1 protein-coding gene is annotated in these 1477 nt (G+C 60.6%); it reads right to left on the bottom strand.

Going from position 1 to position 1477, the window contains the following annotated elements; genetic code table 11:
* Positions 1 to 31 precede the first annotated feature (31 nt).
* Positions 32 to 1477, bottom strand: a 1446-nt coding sequence (locus tag ADY01_RS35585) for a non-ribosomal peptide synthetase (protein ID WP_049581023.1), incomplete at its 5' end; no start/stop codon positions are given.

Here is a 1477-nt window from a genome sequence, read left to right as displayed (position 1 = left end):
CAAATTCACCCTCATCCTCTTCGTCGGCACGTCAGATGGGAATAAGAGACCGCCCCGCCCCCGCCACATACAACTCACCCACCACACCCGGCGGAACCACACCCAACCGACCATCCAACACAAAAACCTGGGTGCTGCTGATCGGCTTGCCGATCGGGACCATGACTCCGTCATCGCTCGGACGCGCATGCCAATAAGTCACATCGACAGATGCTTCGGTAGGGCCGTAGAGATTGTGCAGTTCCGCCCCGAGGGTTTGATGAAAGCGTCTCGCGGATTCCGCGGAGAGCGCCTCGCCGCTGCATATCACGCGACGCAACGTGGTGCACTCCCGAGCCAGTGAAGAGCCGAGAAACTCGTCCAGCATCGAGGGAACAAAATGGACGGTGGTGACGCGTTCACGTTTGATGAGGCTGGTCAGGTAGGAGGGGTCTCGGTGCGCATCCGGTTTGGCGATGACTTCAGTGGCACCAACGAGAAGGGGCCAGAAGAATTCCCAAACAGACACGTCGAAGCCTGAAGGAGTCTTTTGTAGAACTCGGTCCTCTGCCTCCAATTGATACTGGTCCTGCATCCACCGTAGGCGGTTCACGATCCCGGAATGAGGAACCACGACACCCTTCGGACGTCCGGTGGAGCCCGAGGTGTAGATGACGTAGGCGGGGTGATGGGGGTGGAGAGAGCCGGCGTCCGCGTGCTCGCTCTTCACAGCCGCCAGAGGCAGGTTGCTCGTCAGATCCTCGTACGTCTCACGAGTGATCACGAGAGCGGGATCAGCGTCGTGGATCATGAAGCGAATGCGATCGTCCGGGTAGCTCAGATCGATCGGCATGTATGCGCCCCCGGCTTTCAGGATGGCGCACAGGGTGATGAGCAGCTCAAGTGAGCGGGGAATACTTACCGCAACGATGCATTCCGGGCCGACGCCCTTCGCAACCAGAGCATGCGCGAGTCGGGACGAACGCGAGTCGAGCTCCGCGTAGCTCAGCCTGTCCCCCTCGAAGATCAGCGCAGTCGCATCGGGCGTCCTGGACGCCTGCGCACTCAGGAGCTCGGGAAGAGTGGCCGGTGGGAAAAGGGAGACCCTACCTTTCCCGTCGCTCAGCACCTTCTGGAGTTCGTCGACCGACAGCACATTGGCTTCACTCAGGGACAGGTGAGGTCTGTCTGCGACGACATGGAGGAGTTGGACGAAGGCCCCCGAGAACCGCTCAATCGTGTCGCGGTCGAAAATATCGGTCGCATACTTCACTGACCCCGCGAGCTCGCCCGAACCCACATCATGCACAAAGACCGACAGGTCGAACTTGGCGCTCTCGACGTCCACGGGGAGGACCGTCGAGCGAGCATCCCCGAGGGTGGTGTGGTGGTGGGTGTTGTTTTGGAGGATGAGCATGGTTTGGAAGAGGGGGTGGTGGGTGAGGGTGCGGGGTGGGTTGAGGATTTCGACGAGGCGTTCGAAGGGGAGGTCTTGGTG

Origin of the sequence: Streptomyces sp. SBT349, assembly GCF_001083795.1 — a bacterium.
GTDB lineage: Bacteria > Actinomycetota > Actinomycetes > Streptomycetales > Streptomycetaceae > Streptomyces.
The sequence above is the reverse complement of the archived record's forward strand: the minus strand, read 5'-3'. Positions and strand labels throughout refer to the sequence as shown.